We start from the raw sequence: 21148 nt of genomic DNA, 5'->3' as shown, positions 1-21148 counted from the left end.
ATACTATATATGCTCAAACCCATTGCTTTTGAAAATGATCACCTGCTCATCCACCCTTTCCGCTCAGAAGACCTACAAAAATACGATCAGCTAGTCGCAGATATTTACACCATCCTCTCCGACGACAGAACCCTGAAATACTTACCAGCCAAAAGAATCAACAATCTCAAAGAAGCAGAAACTTTTCTTCAAACCATGATATTGGGCTCACACTCTGGAAGAAACCATATCCATTTTATCCACGACAAAAAACTAGATAAAGTCATTGGCCTGATTGACATCATCTCCCCGGAAATGGCCAGGGAATTTTACAACATCAAAGCCTACCCTTACTTTATCGAATTCTACCTCAGCAGCTCCGCTACCGGATGCTACATCATGACCGAGATTCTGCCAGCAGTAGTAGATGCCATCCTAAACCAAGGCATTGAAAGCATAGGCGCAGTAGTCAACCGAAAAAACATAGCTGCAAAACGTGTACTGGAAAAAGCAAACTTTACCTACAAAGCCAGGTTTGATGCACTGCAAGATCTGTATGAAACGGCATGAGTACCAGCCTAGTTTAGACCAGAAATACCAAAACCTATTCCTCTCCGGATTCCTTTGGAATTGTAATCCCCATACCCTTCTCAAATACCCTTCCTCCGTACCTAAAACGAAAACGGAAGCTATTTGCTGAATAACCGATCTCCTTTACAAAACCAGTCAAAACAGGCTTTAGCAGTTCCATAAACCGGAGACAATACTTTTCCATATCCGGATCAATGAACTTTGCCCTGTAGCCCTCAGCAAACTCCAGCAAGTTAAACTCAACAAACTCCACCTTATTGCTGACAAAACGGCTTTTGTTTTGAATATTATTGCGCAGTTTTTCATTCAGCCTTAAAAACAATATGATCTTTTCCTCCAGCAGTTTAAGCGTATCCCGGTATTCCAGCTGCCACAAATAGCCGTCATGTGTATATCCTGTTCTTTGCATCACCCAATGTTTTAACCTTACAAAGCTAGGCTAAACACATTGGTAATTCAAAAATAAATTACTAAAAATATTAGTATTTTAAAATTAAACCATTAGTTTTGTGAAAGCAATTCAAATGCATTTACCCTACATCTACCATTAGAAACCTACCCTATGAAAAAAACAGCAGCGAATACCACTACCGATCTTCAAAAATTTATAGAAAAATTTGACCCTCAAAAATTTAAAATGCTGGCCAGGGGTATTGAAATCCGCGGCATGCATGATTTGCATAGCAGCATCACTTTTGCCAAGGAGTTAATTGAAAAAATGAAACTCAACCTCAGAGTACACCACTCGGCTGAAATGGCATCTTATGGTAGCTTTGAAGTGATTTATACTTAAGCAATACAATAGGCAGCTCACTTTGTCTTAAAGGATTTTAGTTTTAATTCTGTTTCGACTTTATTCCTCCTCTACTGGATTCAACATAAGCACAGGCGATGAAAATCTCAGGAGCCAGGCTCATTGGCACCTGAACTTTAAAGGCTTATTATTCTTCAACAAAAATTATAACTTAGCAATTAGGGAAAAAATCGGGTTTCATAAAATTAACGCCATAGAAATGAATTATAACCTAAGTGTACTTAATGATAAAGAATTTGAAGAGCTGTGTAAAGATCTCCTTGAAATAGAGCTAGGAGTTAGACTACAAAACTTTAAAAAAGGGAAGGATAAAGGTATAGACTTAAGGTTCTCAGCAATAAAAAACAATGAAATAGTAATTCAGGCAAAGCATTATACAAATTCTAAATTTTCAGATTTAAAACATAAGTTAATCCATGTTGAAAAACCAAACATGGCAAAATTGGATCCAAAACCAGAGCGGTATATTATAGCAACATCTCTAGGCTTAAATCCTTCTGAAACTGACACCTTGCTCAAAGAGTTAAGTCCTCTTGTAAAAAATTCTAACGATATATACGGGGCGGATCAAATCGCATCTTTATTAAGCCAGAATAAAAGTATTGAAGAGAAATTCTATAAGCTATGGATTACCAGTACTTCAGTTTTGCAAAGAATACTACATAACGGAATCAAAGGAAGATCAGAATTCTATCAAGAGAAAATCATTCAGAAAGTTGGACTATACGTTCACACCAGCAACTTTGAGGAAGCTGTCGATAAACTTAAAGAGAATAATTTTTTAATCATTTCTGGAGATCCTGGTGTTGGCAAAACCACAATTGCTTATTTACTAATATGTAATCTTCTAGCAAAAGGCTTCGAACTTATTCATGTTGATGATACTTTGAAAGATGCCGGGGAATTAATTAGTCCAGATCCTGAAAAGAAACAAATTATATTTTTTGATGACTTCCTCGGATCTAATATATATGAACTTACAAACCCAAAAAATACAGAATCTGTAGTTGTCAATTTCATAGAGCGAATAAAAGCCTTAAAAAACAAGTATTTAATTTTAACTACCAGGACAACAATCCTAAATCAAGCAAATTATGCTTATGATAAATTTAGAAGACAGAAACTTTCATCAATTTCTAAATATGAATTAAAAATTGATGACTACAATTTACTCAATAAGGCACAGATACTTTATAATCATCTTTTTCAATCAAATATTACAGAAGAGCTTTATAGTGTAATGATGAAGGATAAAAGTTATTTAAAAATAATTGAACACAAAAATTATGCTCCCAGGCTAATTGAATTTATCACTCAAAGTCATAATTTCAAAAATAGCAGCATTAAAAATTTACATGATTTTATCTTCCATAATCTTGACAATCCCGAAGAAATATGGAAAGATGCTTATGAGAAGCAACTAAATGATGTTGACCGATTTGTACTGACAACGTTATTAAGTTTAGGCGGATATAACATCGATATGCCAACATTAGAAACTGCCTTTGATCAAAGATATAAATTTGAGATTGATCACCATGGTTTTAAACTTGAACATGATGCTTTTAACGGAGCAATAAAAAAACTTATGGATGGCCTCATAAAAAGCACAATCGACTCTGATACAGGCATCAATAGTTTTAGTTTTATAAATCCTTCCGTCGGAGATTTTTTATTAAACTATATTAAAGCTAATCATAAAGAAAAATGGAGAATTTTTTGTGGAATTAAGTATACAAAGCAACTCACCACATTTTTTAACCCTAAAAAAAAAGACGGCATTATTCTTACAATTCAAGAAAAACACAAATACTATTCAGAATTTGTAAAAAATGCTACTCAATTAATTCCTAAACCACACGAAAAGCTTTGCAATGACTTAGGATATATTTACGTTACCTATTTTAAAGATCAGGTTACTGAAAACATTGTTCTAGAGTGTTTACGGGAAATACTCCTGGAAGATAGTGCTCATAATCAGTTCTTAGAATTATCTACTTTAATTGAATATTGTATAATACTTCCCAATTGTAAGGGATTTATTTTGAAGTCTTGGCATAGCTATATCAATTTGCTATATTCCGGCGTCAGAGATACCGATGATTTTAAAAAAGTTCTTCTAATTTTCAAATTATATGATCAGATTTTAGAGGATTATATAAGAGTTGAAGAAAACAAAGCTGTTGTAGAAGAGTCAATCTCTTTTTGTTTTGAAGAGATCAAAAAAGAAATCGATTTTTCATCAAAAACACAGGAAATTTTAGAACATTACCATGATGGCTTTCCTGGAAGTGCAGAAACCATTATTAGTGACAGATTCTGGGATGATTACATATCCTTTATTGATGAATGTGGATTATCTGACTTTTATGACTCCTTTTCTAACGATCTTGACATAGACGAAGCTGGCATATTGCAAGAGATTGTGTCAAATCATGATTATTACGATGATGATGATGATCACTTTCATAGTTTAAGAGAGACCGGTAGAGGTGACGACTTTCAAGCAGCTATTGAGGACCTATTTGATAGATAATGCTAATTTGCTTCTGTATTATTAAATTAAAATTACCGCACTTAAAGATCTAAATACACTATGGGATACGAAACAAGGGTTGTTGCATTCATTGATATTCTCGGATTCAAGAATGCTATCGATAAAAGCGATGATAATGAAGATGAATATTTACGAATACTAAATACTTTAACTGAACTGAAAGATACTTTTATAAGACCTAAGGATGAGGATGACATCAATGCTGACAGGTACTTAGGAGCAGATACGCAAATAGTTCAAGTGTCAGATAGTTTGGTGATTTCTAGGTTAATCCAGGAACGTGGGGGGATCTATTATATGATTTCAGATTGTGCCTTAGCAATACATACACTTATTCGACATGGATTTTTATGCAGAGGCGCTATAACAGCAGGAAATATGTTTCATAATGGTACAACCCTATTTGGCAGTGCTTTTGTTGAGGCCTATCAGACTGAAGCAAACGAAATATTACCAATTATTAAGTTTAATAATGAGCTGTTAGATATAGTAAAACATTTTCCTGGTATCGGAAATGAAGGGTACGAAGACTGGGAGATAGATTTTATTAAAAAGAACTGCAAAGCTTTGGATGAAAATAATTCCTATATTAATTATTTTAGCGACTACAATGACCGATATGGCGAAGATGAAGGCAGCTCTTATTTCCACTATCATAAGCTTAGAGAAATTTTAGTAAAAGGATTAGAATTACCAATTGGATCAAATGCACATATGAAATTCGAATGGGCATCTAAACAGTTTAATATTGTAGCTGATAGTAACGGTCAGAAAAAAATAGAAATATAAGATGGAATTCAAAATGACAAAAGGCTAGCAAAGAGTATGTGAAATAGTCAAGACCTAACCCACACCAAACGCCCAGACAAAAAACAAAAGCAACCTACAGCACCAAGGCCTGCTGCCCCTCACCAGCCGGTTTATCGCCATCCATTTTAGCCTCCTCTGGCTTCCCATACTTCTTCAAAATTCGTTCAGCTTCCGATTTCACCAAAGTCTCCACCTCATACTTAATCCGAATATAATTCTCCATCACATCCCCATAACTCACATGAGCAACCTTAGGAATCGGCACAAACCCAGCCTCCTCCTGCGCAATACCCTCATGATCATTCTGAATCTCCCCATGAAACATCTTTAAAGCAATCCTCTGATCCGGACTATCAGCAACAATACCCACAAATTCCCCCGAAGAAAGTGTCGCAATCTTAGAAGCCGGGATCGCATAATCCATCTGCGTAGACTTAGAAACCGACACGTCAGAACTATTGATACTCATACTCTGCCTGTCCTGCATAATCTTACCAAAAGTCTCCGAAAACTTTTTAGCACTATCCCCGCTCACCTGCCCGCAAATCAAATTGGCACATATTCCAACAATAATTTCCGCCTGCTCCGCCCCATACTCCTTCTTTAGCTGCTCAATCGACTGAATTCCAAGCGTACAGGAAATCAGCTGACTTCTTCCGGTACTAATCGTAGCAATTAAATTCGCAAATAAAGTCGCATATTCATCAAAGATCAAACTGGACTTGAGCTTTCCTTTCTTATTGATCAGCTTGAGCATCGTATTCACATATAAGGAAAGAACAGCACCATAAACATCCGTTTTTTGCGGATTGTTACCCATACAAACCACCTTCGGCGCATCGGGATTATTGATGTCCAGCGTAAAATCATTCCCACTCAACACATAATACAAAGCCGGTGAAGCCAGCCTGGCCAGCCCGATCTTCGCCGAGGCGATCTGCCCCTCCAGTTGCGGTCCCGCCTTACGCTTCAAAGCCGAAATAAAAGGATTGATTAATGTCCTCACCTCCTGCTGTTCATCCATTACTGCAAACAGCATGTCATACTCAGTTTGCATCAGCTCAATCACATGGGGCAGTGTACAATATTTACCATCCTGATATTTCCGCAAATACCAGATCACCGCCGTAACAAAATTAATCCCACTCTCCACAAAAAAATCACCTGTCTTTTTAATCCAGTCTTTGTTCAACCCCAGCATAATGGTACGGCTGGCCTCTGTCGCATCACTAATGTCCTGCATCGTTTCTGGATCCAGTGGATTACAGCGGTGGGTACGCTCCAGATCCTCAAAGTTAATCAGGTAAAAGGCCGGCTTTACTTTATAATTCCCCTGGTATTTCAGCAGCTTGTTATAAGTCAGTCTGGTCAAATCATCAAATTTAAAATCATAGACAAACATGGCCGCCCCTTTTTCCAGGTGCTGATCGATCACATGCCGGATCACGAAATACGTCTTACCAGCACCACCTGATCCCGCCACAAGCAGACTTCTGCACATATTCACGCAGTTGATCCAGCCATCCCTGACCTCCCCTTTTAGCTTATACTTGGTCGGCAGATTAAAGGAAAAATCATTTTCAATGAACCGCTCTTCCTGGGGAAAGGTCTCATTATCTGAATTAAATACATCGGTATTCAGATTCGCTTTAATCAACCTGGAGAGTAAGGTGCCGCCAGAAAGCATTAACAGGTAACCAGTCATCGTAATCCCAATATACAAACTGGCAATCAGCTGATTTGAAGCTTGCAGATATAAACATAGTATACTGATAAAGTATAACAGTATTCCGGTAATCAGATAAGCCGCAATCGGCTTAACCTGCTGTTTTTCATCTTTTCGCCCTTTTACCCCAATCAGTGAAACCGCTAAAAAAAGCAAAGCCGCCAACTTGGGTAACAACAAACTTTTAAATAGACCAATCTTACCGATATTGCTGAACAATTTATCGGTAATAGCTGACATGATTCCCCATTCCAAAAATGCCTGATAACAAACCAGGTAAAAATGAATCGCCAAAATGACTAAACTAATCAGTCTGGTCAGGTCAATGATCTTGCGTAAACCTTGTGCGTCCTCTCCTGTATTCATAATGTTAAGTGCTGATCGTTGTTTTGTGAATTCCTGCGCTTCTTTTTCTTTTTAAAACTGCTGACCGGATCGTAATCCGCTTTCATAAACAGTACATCCAATAAACTGGTATCCACTTGCATCATTTCATGTTCCTTCTGGCCGGATATTTCCTTATCAACTTCCTTCTGCAGGTCCAGCTGCTGCTCCAGTGATCCATTCTTTTGCACATTGGCATATTTATAAGTCTGGTTAAGCGGTCTTTCAAATCCAAATAGCTGATCAAACACCCGTTCTCCGGAATGCTTAAAAGCAGAACGGTTAAACTCCCCCATCTTTCTGGAATGTGTTTTATTCCTGCCCTTTGATTTATTCATCGGGCTTAACTTGAGCTTATTGCTAATATCCTTCCTACTGACAATGATCTGAATGTGCATCTGCTCACCATCCTTCAATTGACCAACTTTCTTTTCTCCGTTTTTTACCTCTTTATCCTTATGACTGTAATACCGGTGGTTCTCCAATTTGGCAAACCACAACAGATCTTTATGGGAATTGATACCCTGACGGTTAAAGTTCCTGGCATATTCATCCATCACCTTAACCGCATAAGCTTTAAAGGCTTTTTTATTTAACTCCCCATGCTTTTCTTTTAGGTAAGTGATTTCTTTTTGACTGGGACTAATGTTGATCAGGAAAAATTTAGCCTCCGTTTTAGCCAGTTTAGCAATATTATGATCAATCGCATTTTTCACTTCATAAGATGGGATTTGGATCGCATTGCCATTAAACCAATGCTCCTTTTCCAGATCAGGAAATAAGCGGCATTCTTTATCCAGGTAATGCACCAGTTCTCCGCTGCTCCCTTTATTATTGGATTTTTCGCTGTCGGTGATGTTAATATACATTTTATAATTCCTGGATTTGTTTACGTGTTTGTGTGGTTAGCTCTTCACGCTCCCTGGTTTTGAAGGTGCCCAGGTTCTCTCTGCTTTTAACATAGGTCTCAAATAGGTATAGGAATTGTTCTTTTAGTTTTTTACGGCTTTGCAGGTGACCGATGATTTGCTTCAGCTGGTTATCGGTTTCTTTGGTCTTCTGATTTTGTCCCTGCTGCTGTTTCAATAGTTCCTTATTGGCGTTTAATACCTGCTCATTGAAGTATTTTACGATCTGCTCCTGGTTACGGATCATTCGTTCTACACTTTGATGCATGGGGATCAGTAATACCTTTTCTTGTGTTTTAATGAAGCTGGTGTAAGCGTCATGGTTACGGCTTAAGGTGCGTTTCAACAGTTCATCGTTGATGTCTGTGGGGTCTTTTTTGGTACGGTGAAAGTATTCTACCATCTGGTTAAAGAACTGGAATTTGCTGTAGCCATATTTTATGGCCAGCTTACCCAATTTGGCATCTGTTTCTACGGAAAAGCGTAGTGATTTGGTGTAGTTGTCCCTTGTAGCCATATCATTAGCTTATAAGTGGACTTATACTTTTTTTTGCTTTTTTGTACCTGCTGTGCAGGTAACTTATACCCGGAGTATAAGTCAAACCCTCATTGCGGCAGCTTGAGGGACTAAATAGGGCTGCTGCCCAATTTCCGCTTGCTCCAATTTTTTGAAGAAAATTGGACGCTCCTAAACACCAAAACCATTGCGGTAAAGGTGGGGTAATCTGGTAGAACTCCTGCATGACATTTTATATATGCCAACAAAGATTGAGTATCTACAAACTATCTATTAACATCATAATAGGATAGTGTTAAAAACAATTAAAGTACACATTGTCATTTCAGCAATTCCGCTCACAATTAACAAGTTCAATAACAGCAACTTGGAATTGGGATATTAATTTACAGACAGGTCTACAATAGCGGGAAGAATTATTTTATCTTTTTTTTCTTGTTCGACTTCCATAAAGACACTAGTAATCAAACTCTTGAACATGGAGCTAAGGCTTTGCAGCTCTGTCTCTTCGCCAGGTTCTGGATCTTCAATAAATACAAAAGCAGACAATATAACTGTTCGGGATACACCTTTGGACATAAGCACCTTAAATAATCCTCTGATATGCTCAAAATCTTCAAAAACATGTGAATATTCTATAACATGTGCTACTTCAGCTCCAAAATTGCTAATTCCGGAGCTATTTCCTTGTAAAATATTATTTAATTTCCGGGGAAACATCACACCTTGACTTATAAAACAGAACATTAGACTAAAAGGTCCATAGAAGAAGGGGTCATCCTCTGGCGACTCTACATCCTTCAAAATAATGTTATCGAATCTTGTATTTTGTATATCAGATGATTGTATCCTGACCATATCAAAAGTTGAATTTGAAAAATTGCAGGATCTAAGGGCCGAGTCCTCGATTTCCAACGAGCAGAAGTAAGAATATGAAAAGTCAATATGATTAAGGACAAGGTGAGAATAACTGACAAAATTTCTATTATCCTTCATATTTATCCCTTTAAATAAATCTCCTCCCCAGTTAGAGATAAGTCCTTTTTCAAAATTCCAGTTCTTAATCATTCTAAATAGATGCCAGAATTTAACATTGGTATTAAAAAAAATACGATTGGCTATATCATTTGCTACCAAATTTCCAGTCAACAGCGCAAACCATTTTTCTATATTCACATTTATCACTCTTCCGGAGGTAGCCATTAATTCATTTTTATAGAGAATGGTTTGGCTTGAAAATTCACCAAGACTATAATTCATTGGAGATTCAATAATTTTCTCACAGAGCCTTTGTATTTTTTCAAGCGTAGCTAATTTGATCGGGAAATCTTGAACGATTCTGCTGCTAAGTTTATTTGATCGATAAAGGTCCTCTTCGTGGTTTTCGAACCAAGTAATATTGAGTCTGGTTGAATACAACTTTTTATTGTGTTTTTTTATAGCAATAGAAGCCAAAAGCGGTATAAGCAGCTCACGTTTATTATAAATTGAAGGATTTTTAGGATCACCTTCTACGCACTCTCTAAGTAAAGTAATTAATCCTCTTAGGAACAAGACAGTTTGATCAGTCGGAATTCCTATATTTAGTCTGATACTCGCCTCCTCAACATCGGTATCGTCATCAATGGCATATTTAATAAAAACCTTAAGATAATATTCCGCCAAGAGGATCTCTGCAAATGACTGATGCTGAAAATGAAGTGTATTTTCCTTCTCTCCTAAATAAGAGTGTGAAAGGAAATGTATGGATGCTATATCATCAAATTTTGATAAAACTATTCTATCATCCCTATCAATTTCACTTTCATCGATAGTTCTACAAATATCTGCCTTTGTCAGTGAAATTTGCTCATTGCTATGTCTTTTGTACTGCCATAAAATTGCCGAGGCATGTAGCACATTACGATAGGTAAACTCCTCCCTTATGTTCACCTTATGAGCTATATCATCCTTATGTTTGGCTTCCTTAGTCAGCTGATTAAGAAATGAGATGTAAACCCCAACCTTGCCAAGATCAATAAAATCAGTATTGGATGAAATCAATTTATAAATCATGTACGCGAAGATTGGCCTACTGAGTTCACTAGCTTTTAGAACATCATTGAGTAATGTCTCGTAGAGCGCAATTGGTTTACCGCTTTCAACTGACTGAAGTATTTTCTTGGATAAGCCACTGAAAGTCTTTGTTTGAATATTTTTATTAACGATAAACTTTTTTAGTGCAAATTCAATGTACTGATCAAATTGTGTCTGTTTGAATCCATAAAAAGAGATATAATTCTCTGTGATTTCAGAATAAACACCTTTATTATCAGGGAAACTTATCTCATGGGGACGATATTTACTTATCTGTTCTTTCAAGCCTTTAGCAATCGGCCTGGTTGCAACCACAACCCTATTTTTTCTCTGATTTATACTATCTAAATTTTGTATTTCCAGAATATCCTTTACTACCCTATCAATATGACTTTCAGATAACTCTCCACTTTCATCCAGTGAATCGATAAGGAATATATATTCTTTCTTACGGAAATAGTCCGATTTGATATCGATTTTGAAGACTTTAGCTAGATAGTTAGCTATAATGCCAAGTGTAGGGGAGTTGCTATATCGGTCGTATTGATTAAGGTTTAAGTAAACAGGAAATAACCCTTGATGGGTCTTAAGATATGACTGAGCTAAATTAGATGCATAATTTTTAAGAAAACTGGTTTTTCCTTTTCCAAAATCTGCAATCATAAATAAAATATTATTTAGATAATCATCTGCCTTTTTTGAGCTAGCTAAAAAATACTCATCAATCATTTCAGAGACCGGTTTTAAATCCTCCTCTCCCCTTCTGACCCTATTAAAGTTTTTGTTATAATCATAAGATCTATCATGTCGATTATCCCCATCTTCCTCGTAATGCATTCCATAATTCCTGACATCTACCCAAGTACCGAAAGCTTCCTGGTATTCCAGTTCTTCACCATCAACAAAGCCCAAACAATTCAAGTTTTTTTGATGTAAAAGGAGTTCTTTTTCATTCTCTCTGATCCACATTTCCTTAGTCGTTTCAATATGCTGAGCATAATTCTCCGGACCAAAAACCTCCTTTACCGTATTTGCTATATGCTGATTGTAATCCTTAATAAACGATTGGATAATCTCCGGATCAAGTCCTGAATCCTTTAAAATATCCTGTGCAGTGGCTTTAACAAATTGAATAGCAGGATGATTAATAGGATCATTGACTAGCGGAAAATCACTTTCATTTAGATTTTTACGAAGGCCATCAATAGAACTAGAAATGCTCTTCATAAGCTCTTCAGAGGAAAGATCAGAAGGAACTAAATCAGATACCTCTTTGTAAGAATCTTCAAGCTGTTGAAATCCAGCCTTTAAATAGGTATTAAAGCCAAGATTTGGATAATTTAACGGTTTATTCTTTTCGTAGTTCGCACTAAATGAGCTGTTGTAACGCTCAAAAAGAATTTTTAATAGCTCCTTGGCATCACCCGATATCCCATTTTCAATCAACGTACTGTAAGTAGTAGCATCTATACTATCAATAAGATTCGAGAATCCATAGCCTAATTTCCCATCGCGCTCCCAAATTTCCAAAGAAAGAAGACTCTTCTTTTTATAAACATACTGATCCTCAAGTAAGCGATGAATCCGCTCTATCTTAGAAATATCTTTAACAGAGCCAAGCATGGCTTGCAAATCCGTCCGATCAAGCACATTGTTTGTAAGGTCAAATTCAAATTTACCATCAATTATACCTTCAACCTCTTTAAGGGACGAAGCCTGATAAGAACTCTGCTTTTCATCTAAATTATATATGTATACGCGATCAAATTCCTTGTAAAGCTCATGCTTAACGTACATCTGTAGCGTTTTCTTTATTTTAGCTATAGAGTTAGTTGAGGTAATTTGGAAAGCAACGCGCTTTTTTTTATCCCCAATGGTTTCATGCTCTTGGCTAGAAAGATCTATACCAGGAAAGTTAGATTTTTCCTTATTTAAATTCTCTAATTTGACATCAAAAAAGATGCTTAGAATCGGAGCAAACACATCTTCTGATATTACATTAACATCATAAAGCTTTAGTTTTCCCTTATCTCTAACTTCGATTGAGGATTGGGTTAGTAAATCGTTGATTACAGGTACTAAATGAGATTGTTTCATATAATGAGCGTAAAACCATGCGTTAAGATCAACTACCAATGATTTGATAGTTGATCTTAACGCATAAGCTTGAATAAATTAATAATTTATATTTTTTGTACTTAGATACCGATATGCTCTTGGGGTAACGACCTGGCTGGCATAACTCCATAAGAATATCATTTAGACACACCCGCTTAAATATATGTGGTAAAATCAATCGTATTTCAAGCACTAATTTTTCAAGCATCTAATATAATTAATTTCTTTATTAGGGTGTTATGGACTTTAAGTAATAAATAAAATCTATGGAATATTAATGGTTCCTCAATCCCAACAAATTTTAGAACAATTGATATCAATAAAAGAACAAGACCAGAAAAACTAAAAATTAATGTTCTCAAACACCCCCTCAATATCGCAATGCTAAACGCCCGGACAAAAAACAAAAACAAGCCCCAATCAATCGGAATAAAACATAGCTCAAAGAGCCAATTGAAACCTTGAAACAAGGAAAACTAAAAAACATTTAAACAATCTTTCCTGAAGAAGATCCTCCCTGAACAAGCTCCCTAAATTCAATTAGGCAAGCTAAAAAAGTAGTTCTGGCCAAGGTACCGCCCACAGGAATAGCATTAAGCCTTAAATACCGCTGAAATTCATCTTTATAAGCATCCAAATCAAGATCAAAATCCTCAAAAGAAAAGTTTAACTCCAAAGCAGCATCAGCAATCTCTTTATAAGTTAATTCCCACCAGCTCTTTCTTCCATTTAACCACCTTACAAACAACTCAGCAGATCTCGTGTCAGGACTTGCCCTATGACACTTCCGGCACAATAAAACCAGATTAGCCTCACAATTACATCCACTATGTGCCTTAGGAACTATATGACACCTATCCAAATAACCCTGCCTATTCCAATTCTCATAAACCTCAACTTCCTCCTCCTCCTCCTTGAACCCAGCAAACCCACAAGCCCAGCACCCTGGAAAACCTACTTCAATATCACAACCCAAATACTGATAAACTGTATTTTCCCAATATTTAACAATCTTAGCCTTACTAGCGACCGTTCTCTTTTTCAAACAAACGGTTCCATCAATATGAAGTGTTTCCTTTATAGATTTCAAAATCAGCCCTTTTAAAATAAAATGTCTAGCTCAAATTTCTACTTTTTTCTAGATATGAACATCCATTCAAAAAATAAAAATTAATGCCTCTCAAATACCCCCACACCTAACCCAATGCCAAACCTCCGGTAAAAAACAAAACCAACCAACCAACCAACCAACCAACCAACCAACCAACCAACCCAAAAAAGCTAAAAAATTAACGCCTCTCAAATACCCCCTCACCTTATTCGATGTAAAACTCCCGGTAAGAAAACCGATTCACAACACCATGCGTAAAAACCAACCGATATAAAACGTCCCCAATCACTACATTTTCCAAGGAGCCAGATTGGCACCTTGAAACAACAAAAAAACCAGAACATCCCATAAACAACTATTAAACAAAACCTTAACACACAAACCCCATTTCAGAATCCAACCAAAAACGCCTAACTTGTGTAGTTCATACTTGTATTAACCCTCAAATCCCCTCCTATGATACCAGATGAATTTATTGAAGAAGTCCTCGCCGAGACCGACATCGTAGCACTGGTTGGCAGCTATACCGAATTAAAAAAAGTAGGTAAGGATTACAAAACCCTTTGCCTGTTTCATAAGGAAAAAACACCATCTATGACCATATCCCCAGAGAAACAGATATTCAAATGCTTTGGTTGCGGCGCAGGCGGTAATGCGATAGAATTCATGAAAAGAATCGAGCGCAAAAACTACCCAGAAGCCATTTACAGTCTTGCCTTACGCATCGGCCTGATAGAAGCCGAAATATCAGACCTCACTGGTACGGTCTACGTCCTGAAACTCCAGGAAGATAAATACTATATCGGTTTCAGCCAAAACTTTGACGCAAGGATCAAAGCACACCAAAGCGGGAACGGCGCTATATGGACAAAGAAATACCAAATGATTGAGGTTCTGGAATATTTTGAAAGCGTTCCTTTTGATATGGAAAACGAAATTACCCAGAAATACATGAGCAGGTACGGCTGGCGAAATGTCCGCGGTGGTAATTACGCCTTCAAATATTTGCACTACGATCAAACCCCGGAAGCCCTCCACCGCAAAAAGAAAGATGGTGCTTATTTACTATTGCTAAAGGAAGGAAAATATTATGTAGGCTTCAGCCAGGATATGGAAGCAGACATCGAGCGTCAATTCGCGGGAAAAGGCTTAGCCTGGACAAAAAAATATCCACCCAAAAGGGTAATCCAAAAAGTTAAGACACTGAACATTGAAACCGCTATGCAACTCACCTTGCAGGCCATGAAAGACTATGGCTGGGAAAATGTAAGGGGTTATCGTTGGACGGCAGATGTTATTCAAAAGCCTAAAGAATTGGATTTACAATAAGTAAGCATACTGTTTCAAATAGATGGAGGCTTTATTTTCACTCCATTTAATTAAACTAAAATCGCAAAAACGACTGTTATCCTTAAAATCTAATACATCATGAAGATGGAAGAAAAACTAGACCGGATCATTGAACTTCTTGAAAAAATCTATTCCACTTTACCCCAGACACTTTTGCAAACTGAACCAATAGCAGAGGAAATAACGACCATACATAAAATCGTAAAACCAACGCCATCACAATTAAGGGATAAACGAATGGTCGAGATGGTTGCTCATTCTGACCGAAATTCATTTATGAGCGTCTGGAAAAAAGGAATCAATGACCTAATTGAAATAAGGAAAATAAAACCTGGGTTTTCCCCAGTATTCCAAACCCAGGCGTTAAAATGGTTTGATACCCATTTTAAAAAGCCGAACCATCCGTTCTACATTCAACTTAAAAAGGAAACTATAGCTTATTGCGACGCTGTTACCAAAGAAGCTCAAAAGAAATTCGATAAACTAATCTTACTTCAGCAATGAAATTGTTAATTACCAATAAGAATAAAAGTTTTGTTTGACATCCCCCACCAAGAAAATCATTCCCATATCCTTTTATAACTGGTACCGAAGTTTGATGTTTCTGCCTATCGCTTTAAGTAGTCCGGAATGATCGCTCACAGTCGCATCAACAGCATCCCAATCCCCTTTTGCATTACAAAGAAGCTGATATTCCGTATCATTCAGTTTTATATGGATTGCACTGGTTTCTTTTGTAATTCCCTTGGTGATGATCAGGTAGGTACAGTCCTTCTCATTAAAAATGATGCGCATTGGTAGATACATGTTGCAAGTATAGCGTCGAAAATGCACTTTTATCGTGCTCATCACAATAAACTTGAGCTCATAGATTTTATCTAATTCTAAGCCCAAATGTATAGAAAAATAATAACGCAATTAGCCTTTGAAATGAATTACAAATTCAACACATTGCTCATTATCAATTGAATAAAATATAAAAATTAAAGGTTAAAAAATAGAACAACACTGTGTTATAATGGTGTTAACGACTATTGTTTTGAGCCAACATTTTTGCCTAAAAAAGGCAGAATGGAAAAGTTAAAGAAAAAAAGAAAAGTAACACCTGAAAAAGCGATGAAATTACTTGCTGCAAATGGTACACAGGTTAGCTTGGAACAAGCCCGGTTAATAGTGGATTTGATGTATAAGTTTGCCGAAATCGCAATCAAACCTTACATCAAATCTCCATAATAAGTTTAGAATAATATGAAAACCGCAGATTTATATATAAGGGTCAGTACAGACGAACAGGCCGCAAAAGGATATTCACCGAGGTCGCAGGAAGAAGCATTACGCAGACATTGTGAAGCACACGATATTGCCATCAGAAAAGTCATCCATGAAGATTATTCCGCAAAAACATTTAACCGCCCGGAATGGAAAAAACTAATCGAGAATTTACGATTAAACTCCAAACGTCCAGATTATATTCTTTTTGTCAAATGGGACAGGTTTAGCAGAAACGCACCTGATGCTTACCAAATGATCGCTACACTTAAGCGGTTTAACGTAGAGCCACAGGCTATTGAACAGCCTCTTGATATGACTGTTCCTGAAAATAAGATGATGCTGGCCATCTACCTTACAGCACCGGAAATTGAAAATGACAGACGGTCTTTGAATGTTAAACATGGAATGCACCAGGCAAGAAAAGAAGGTCGATGGATGGGCAAAGCTAAAACGGGTTACCTCAACAAAACAAAGGAAAACGGAGATAAATACATCGCTATAGATGAACCGCAGGCAGAGATTATGCGCTGGGCATTCGAAGAACTAGCAAAAAGACAATATACTACTGTGGAGATTTGGAGACAAGCAGCAGCAAAAGGACTTAAATGTGACATCAATGGCTTCTGGAGCAATATCCGAAATGTGGTTTATTGTGGCAAGGTATTGGTTTCTGCTTTTGGAAAAGATGCTGCATACGTGGTCCCCGGACAACATGAGGCGATCATTTCTCAAACTCTGTTTTATAAAGTTCAGGATGTGTTGGACGGCAGAAAAAAGAACCTTGGGCCGTATGGTACGATAGGCGTAAAAGTGAGATCACTTGAGTTATTACCTTTACGTGGATTCCTATTGTGTCCGCTTTGTAGTAAAAGGGTAACTGGCAGCGCTTCAAAAGGTAAATATGGTCATCATCATTACTATCATTGTCAGCATCCCTGTAAATGGCGGGCAAATGCTGCTGTGGTTAACATTTCATTTGTTGAATATTTAAAGCAGTTTATTCCGAAAAATGGTGTTGCCGAATTGTTTACAGAAATTGTGAATGACCTCTACAATGAAGAATCAGTGTCTTTTCAGGGACATCGTAAAAGCTTGATTGCTGAAATTACCGATCAACACAACAGAATAAACAGGGCGAGGGAATTATTATTAAACGGGACTTTGAGTGAATCAGAGTATACAAGTCTTAAGCTTCAGGGGGATCAGAAGCTGCTAAAACTGGAAGCTACTTTGGCTGAATTGCAGACTAAAGGTAAACCGGAGGTTGATGTTTTAGGTATTATATATAGAGCACTGGAAAACCTTAAAAAGCTTGATATTTTATATTTAAACGCAGATATTGAAGGTAAACGTATTATCTTGAGTTCGATATTTTATGAGAAGTGGACTTTTTATGACGGAAAACATCGAACTCCTAAACTGAATGAAACAGCTTCTCTTATTTATCAGATTAACAACGAATTAGGAAATAAAAAAAGCGGATTGAGACCTAATATTAGGCTTCAATCCGCTAGGGTGTCCCCGACGAGATTCGAACTCATATCGTTGGTACCGGAAACCAAAATTCTATCCATTGAACTACGGAGACAGGAGCGCAAATATATGGATCATTTACTTAAAATCCACATCAAATTACTTTACTGTAAAAGGAACTAAAATATCACCCCAAATCAGGGCCACTTTACCTCCTTTATCAACTGTAAAGGTCATTTTTTCTGTAAATGCTGCTGCTTTAGCCGATTTAACCTTTATACGTAAAGCATCTTCTGCTTCATCATACTGAGTACCAGACTGATTCCACTTTTTATTAAAAATAATTACCCATTCCTTTTCACCTGGAATAGAATACAAGCCATATTTACCGGCTGCTAACTCTTTCCCATCAACTTTCACAGCTTTAGTAACTTCAAATGAAGTTGCCTCATTAGCACCTGTACGCCATACTTTACCAAATGGTGCAATTTCCTGACCTATTGTCCTGCCTTTTACTGATGGCTGGCTGTAGTCAATAGTAACCGTAGTTCCAGAATTAAGTGTTTCTTTTACCGATGCAGGTGGACTTGCTCTTTTGCTTTTATCCTGTTGTGCAAAAACGGTTGAGGTTGCAAACATTCCGGCAACCATTGCCAATACAATTATTTTCTTCATAATCTATCTTTTATCTTCTAAGATGATGAAAAATAGTTTGTAATTCAAATCAACAATAATAAATCGGAACAAATTTTGATCTCAGCATATAATTGAATAAATTAGGTAATCATCCAACGAGAGTTAATATAACTTGTCATGTTCTATCAAAACGTGCTAATTATTAGGGAAAATGATCAGAATACTGATGATGATTCCCTCAAAAAACAGCTTATAAGTATCGGTTACCATCCATCACAACTGGCTACAGTTATAGGATCAGCTTATCTGCAGGAAGCCCCTTTTAACTACGAGGTGCTCTTGTTTATTACCGAAATGATGGAACCATTTGATCCCTTTGTACTAAAACTAAGTATCGACCTGCCAGATCTTCCATTGATTATCATTACCACCGCTGCTTCGCCAGAAGAAACTCTACCAACTGGAGCTGACGACTGGTTGCTTAAATCATGGATAGAGCCATTATTGTTAAAAAAGACTATAAATCTGGCTATCGAAAGAAAAAAGAATTCCTACAATTATATGCGCATTTTTAGGGAAAATCCAAGTCCCATGTATATTTATGAAAAAGATACTTTTAAATTTTTAGAGGCCAATACTTCTGCCTTAAAACAATATGGATACAACAGAAATGAATTCCTTCAGCTTACTGCTCAGGATATCCGTCCGATGTCGGAGCTGGAAGCTTTTTATAAGATAAATGAAGACTTGCCCCATGCCTATTCAAATGCAGGAATCTGGCACCACAGGCGTAAAAATGGTGAAACATTTTATGTACACATTTATACCCATCAGATACTATTTGGTGGCAAAAGCTGCAAACTGGTTATGGCTATTGATATTGATGGAAGTATAAAAGCAGAAAAGGTACTTAAGGAAAAAGCAAGAGAAATAGAAGACATACTGGAAAGTATTACTGACGGCTTTTTTACTGTTAACAAAAATTGGGAATTTACCTATATCAACAAGGAATTTGAAAGAATATTAAAACGAACCAGAGATGAACTACTTGGCAAAAACCTCTGGGAATCCTTTCCTCAATCTTTAACATTGGACTTTTTTACGCAATACCATAAAGCTATGGACGAGCATGTATCTGTCCATTTTGAAGAGTTTGACAATGTCATATCCCGGTGGCTTGCCGTAAATGCCTACCCAACAGAGAGTGGATTGGCAATTTACTTTGTTGACATTACTGACCAAAAGAATTATCAGCAAAAAATAGAGAGTCAGAATAAACAATTTAAGGAGATTGCCTGGGTGCAGGCTCATCAAATTCGCGGACCAGTATCTAACTTATTAGGGCTTGTTGAACTTTTCAACATCAAGGAACCCAGCGACCCTGATAACCTTGAACTATTGGCAAGAGTGAAACATACGGCCATCCAAATGGACGAGTCGATTAAGGAAATCGTTTACCTAACACGTAAACTTGAATCCTGAACAGTGAAATTATGCCTAAAAAGTTATACTTTTAAAAAATTATCATTCAACCTTTTTCTGATGAAACAAACTATTGCCCTATTTGTAGTTTTGCTACTTGTTAAAAATGCAAATGCACAAAAAAATACAACTGCTTACGCACCCCTTGTTGTAAAAGAAAAAAGCATTACCCTGCCAGGCAAACAACTGGATATAAATGCAGATGGATTCCCCGCAATGATCCAAACCTCATTTAACCTGGTTACAGAACCTATCCATTTTCATGTAGTTAAAGCTGCTAATCATAAGGACATCAAATGGAAAAGTGGAGCATTTAACTTTACATCGCAAAAACCGGAAAAAGTAAGCTGGACAGTGAAAAATACATCCGACAGTTTGAGTATGGATGTAGATGGACAGATTAAAGCTGATGGCAAATTGGCTTACACGGTTAAAATAACTGCTTTAAATGACATCAATCTGGACAATATCCGTATGCATATTCCTTTTACACCAGAAGCTGCAAAGTTTGTTAAGGGCCTTGGTCAAAAGGAAGAGTTAAGACCTGATGCAATAGACTGGAAGTGGAGCACTGATAAGGCTGCAGAGGCCAAAGTATGGGTTGGCGATGTTACCGGAGGTCTGCAATTTGAATTGACAGACAACCAACACAAACAGATTCCGTTATCATGGGCTAATGACGGTCATGGTGGTATCCATATCGAGCAAAAAGGAAAAGCCATACTGGCCGATAACTACAGCGGTGAACATCAGATGAAAAAAGGAGATGTTTTATATTATAATTTTAGCATGTTGATTACCCCTGATACAAAAACTAAATGAAATTAAATCCCGTTGCGCTGATCATCAATATTGCCATTCCACTTGCTATTGGAGCAATGGGTGCTTTTTTTACAGCCAGCTCCGTTTCAACCTGGTATGTAACTCTGGCCAAGCCCTCATTTAATCCCCCTAACCAAATTTTTGCTCCGGTATGGACTGCGCTTTATATACTAATAGGTATATCAGCCTATCTGATATGGCAAAAAAGAGATACAATTAAACGTTTTCCACGAACCATTGCCATCTATTTCATTCAATTGCTATTGAACCTGATGTGGTCCTTTATTTTCTTTTACTCACATCAAATTGGAGTAGCGGTGTTCGAAGTCGTATTTTTATTATTTATCGCTATCGTTAATGCCATCATATTTTATAAAATCGATAAAATAGCGGGATTGCTCTTTATCCCCTATATTTTATGGATAAGTTTTGCAACGGTATTAACCTATAATATATTCATTCTGAACTAATTTCCCTATTTTTAGGATGTGACTGTATTAAAAACACTCCTAACAATTATCC

The 21148-nt window shown here is 36.9% G+C and carries 18 protein-coding genes, 1 tRNA gene and 1 pseudogene; 11 read left to right on the top strand and 9 right to left on the bottom strand.

Features of this window, described 5'->3' with window-relative positions; translation table 11 throughout:
* The first annotated feature begins 9 nt into the window (after positions 1 to 9).
* Positions 10 to 549: a GNAT family N-acetyltransferase gene (locus tag P0Y49_04535; GenBank protein ID WEK20404.1), complete on the top strand. Its 540-nt coding sequence runs from the start codon at positions 10 to 12 to the stop codon at positions 547 to 549.
* Positions 550 to 583: 34 nt separating this feature from the next.
* On the opposite strand, the gene P0Y49_04530 is transcribed toward P0Y49_04535, so the two are convergent.
* Positions 584 to 979 (bottom strand): hypothetical protein, encoded by a 396-nt coding sequence (locus tag P0Y49_04530; protein ID WEK20403.1) that lies wholly within the window; start codon positions 977 to 979, stop codon positions 584 to 586.
* 153 nt (positions 980 to 1132) lie between these two features.
* Between P0Y49_04530 and P0Y49_04525 the strand changes: the two genes are divergently transcribed.
* From P0Y49_04525 to P0Y49_04515, 3 genes are all read left to right on the top strand, one after another.
* Positions 1133 to 1363: a hypothetical protein gene (locus tag P0Y49_04525; GenBank protein ID WEK20402.1), complete on the top strand. Its 231-nt coding sequence runs from the start codon at positions 1133 to 1135 to the stop codon at positions 1361 to 1363.
* A 220-nt stretch (positions 1364 to 1583) separates the two neighbouring features.
* The gene (locus P0Y49_04520) at positions 1584 to 3920 is read left to right on the top strand and encodes a restriction endonuclease (GenBank protein ID WEK20401.1); all 2337 of its coding nucleotides are present in this window, start codon (positions 1584 to 1586) and stop codon (positions 3918 to 3920) included.
* A 60-nt stretch (positions 3921 to 3980) separates the two neighbouring features.
* Positions 3981 to 4730: a hypothetical protein gene (locus P0Y49_04515; protein WEK20400.1), complete on the top strand. Its 750-nt coding sequence runs from the start codon at positions 3981 to 3983 to the stop codon at positions 4728 to 4730.
* A gap of 94 nt (positions 4731 to 4824) precedes the next feature.
* Here the strand turns inward: P0Y49_04515 and mobC are convergent, their stop codons facing one another.
* From mobC to P0Y49_04490, 5 genes are all read right to left on the bottom strand, one after another.
* Positions 4825 to 6843 (bottom strand): conjugal transfer protein MobC, encoded by a 2019-nt coding sequence (gene mobC, locus P0Y49_04510; protein ID WEK20399.1) that lies wholly within the window; start codon positions 6841 to 6843, stop codon positions 4825 to 4827.
* Positions 6840 to 7730 carry a DUF5712 family protein gene (locus P0Y49_04505; GenBank protein ID WEK20398.1) on the bottom strand — a complete coding sequence of 297 codons (891 nt, stop codon included), beginning with the start codon at positions 7728 to 7730 and terminating at the stop codon, positions 6840 to 6842. Before P0Y49_04505 ends, mobC begins: the two co-directional genes overlap by 4 nt.
* A gap of 1 nt (position 7731) precedes the next feature.
* The gene (locus P0Y49_04500; protein ID WEK20397.1) at positions 7732 to 8286 is read right to left on the bottom strand and encodes a BfmA/BtgA family mobilization protein; all 555 of its coding nucleotides are present in this window, start codon (positions 8284 to 8286) and stop codon (positions 7732 to 7734) included.
* 381 nt (positions 8287 to 8667) lie between these two features.
* On the bottom strand, positions 8668 to 12459 hold the full coding sequence (locus P0Y49_04495) for an SMEK domain-containing protein (GenBank protein ID WEK20396.1): 3792 nt from the start codon (positions 12457 to 12459) through the stop codon (positions 8668 to 8670).
* Between the two features lie 508 nt (positions 12460 to 12967).
* Positions 12968 to 13570 (bottom strand): HNH endonuclease signature motif containing protein, encoded by a 603-nt coding sequence (locus P0Y49_04490; GenBank protein WEK20395.1) that lies wholly within the window; start codon positions 13568 to 13570, stop codon positions 12968 to 12970.
* Positions 13571 to 14047: 477 nt separating this feature from the next.
* On the opposite strand from P0Y49_04490, the gene P0Y49_04485 reads away from it, so the two are divergent.
* Both P0Y49_04485 and P0Y49_04480 read left to right on the top strand, forming a co-directional pair.
* Positions 14048 to 14920: a CHC2 zinc finger domain-containing protein gene (locus P0Y49_04485; GenBank protein WEK20394.1), complete on the top strand. Its 873-nt coding sequence runs from the start codon at positions 14048 to 14050 to the stop codon at positions 14918 to 14920.
* Positions 14921 to 15019: 99 nt separating this feature from the next.
* Positions 15020 to 15445, top strand: coding sequence for a hypothetical protein (locus P0Y49_04480; GenBank protein WEK20393.1), 426 nt, complete (start codon positions 15020 to 15022; stop codon positions 15443 to 15445).
* A 72-nt stretch (positions 15446 to 15517) separates the two neighbouring features.
* Here P0Y49_04480 and P0Y49_04475 read toward each other — a convergent pair whose 3' ends face one another.
* Positions 15518 to 15790: a hypothetical protein gene (locus tag P0Y49_04475; protein ID WEK20392.1), complete on the bottom strand. Its 273-nt coding sequence runs from the start codon at positions 15788 to 15790 to the stop codon at positions 15518 to 15520.
* 222 nt (positions 15791 to 16012) lie between these two features.
* On the opposite strand from P0Y49_04475, the gene P0Y49_04470 reads away from it, so the two are divergent.
* Together P0Y49_04470 and P0Y49_04465 are read left to right on the top strand one after the other, a co-directional pair.
* Positions 16013 to 16174: a hypothetical protein gene (locus P0Y49_04470; GenBank protein WEK20391.1), complete on the top strand. Its 162-nt coding sequence runs from the start codon at positions 16013 to 16015 to the stop codon at positions 16172 to 16174.
* A 15-nt stretch (positions 16175 to 16189) separates the two neighbouring features.
* Positions 16190 to 16972, top strand: a pseudogene (locus P0Y49_04465) (recombinase family protein).
* 757 nt (positions 16973 to 17729) lie between these two features.
* Here the strand turns inward: P0Y49_04465 and P0Y49_04460 are convergent.
* Positions 17730 to 17801 (bottom strand) — tRNA-Arg (locus P0Y49_04460).
* Between the two features lie 44 nt (positions 17802 to 17845).
* On the bottom strand, positions 17846 to 18361 hold the full coding sequence (locus P0Y49_04455) for a DUF2911 domain-containing protein (protein WEK20390.1): 516 nt from the start codon (positions 18359 to 18361) through the stop codon (positions 17846 to 17848).
* A gap of 138 nt (positions 18362 to 18499) precedes the next feature.
* Here P0Y49_04455 and P0Y49_04450 point away from each other — a divergent pair, with 138 nt between their 5' ends.
* The 3 genes from P0Y49_04450 to P0Y49_04440 are packed head-to-tail and all read left to right on the top strand — an operon-like array spanning position 18500 to position 21096.
* Positions 18500 to 19804 (top strand): PAS domain S-box protein, encoded by a 1305-nt coding sequence (locus P0Y49_04450; GenBank protein ID WEK20389.1) that lies wholly within the window; start codon positions 18500 to 18502, stop codon positions 19802 to 19804.
* Between the two features lie 60 nt (positions 19805 to 19864).
* Entirely contained in the window at positions 19865 to 20626 is a 762-nt protein-coding gene (locus tag P0Y49_04445; GenBank protein ID WEK20388.1) for a DUF6067 family protein, read from the top strand.
* Positions 20623 to 21096: a tryptophan-rich sensory protein gene (locus P0Y49_04440; GenBank protein WEK20387.1), complete on the top strand. Its 474-nt coding sequence runs from the start codon at positions 20623 to 20625 to the stop codon at positions 21094 to 21096. The genes P0Y49_04445 and P0Y49_04440 overlap by 4 nt, the downstream gene beginning before the upstream one ends.
* Positions 21097 to 21148: the final 52 nt, after the last annotated feature.

It is taken from the genome of Candidatus Pedobacter colombiensis (genome assembly GCA_029202485.1).
Classification (GTDB): Bacteria; Bacteroidota; Bacteroidia; order Sphingobacteriales; family Sphingobacteriaceae; genus Pedobacter; species Pedobacter colombiensis.
Note: the sequence above shows the minus strand (reverse complement) of the source record. Positions and strands in the feature narration are given on the sequence as shown.